The sequence below is a fragment of the Elizabethkingia argenteiflava genome (genome assembly GCF_009904105.1).
Lineage (GTDB): Bacteria > Bacteroidota > Bacteroidia > Flavobacteriales > Weeksellaceae > Elizabethkingia > Elizabethkingia argenteiflava.
Map to the genome: position 1 here is coordinate 1 of NZ_JAAABJ010000096.1, position 476 is coordinate 476.

A 476-nucleotide genomic window follows, 5' to 3' on the forward strand; every position below is an offset into this window, starting at 1 on the left:
ACACCCCAAGCCTAATGGGAGGTGAAAAGCTAGGCTATCAGGGTAGAAAAAAGGCAAAAACCACCAACAGCATTTTTCTGTGTGATAACCAGGGACAAATGTTGGCAATGGGAAGTCCAAAAAGTGGCCATCATCATGATTTATACCAAATAGAAGGTAGTTTGAAAGAAATCCTGTCACTTCTAATCGAAGCAGAAATAGATCATAAAGGATTGTTTCTGAATGCTGATACAGGATTTGACAGTGAAAATTTAAGACACATGTTAGAAAAAGAAGCAATAATTGCCAATATTAAAACCAATCTCAGGAATAATAAAACAGCGAAGAATTATATAAACGAAGGTTTAAAATAGAGAAAGCAAATGCTTGGTTAGATAGTTTCAAAGCATTATTAATACGATTTGAAACTTCTGTAATAACATGGTATTCTTTGCATTATATTGCTTTTGTTATTTTATCTCTCAGAAAACTATAAG

General features: G+C 33.2%; 1 protein-coding gene. It reads left to right on the forward strand.

Features of this window, described 5'->3' with window-relative positions; genetic code table 11:
* Positions 1-353: transposase family protein (locus tag GNY06_RS00520; RefSeq protein ID WP_394350812.1), on the forward strand; the 353-nt coding region annotated here is incomplete at its 5' end.
* Between the last annotated feature and the right edge of the window lie 123 nt (positions 354-476).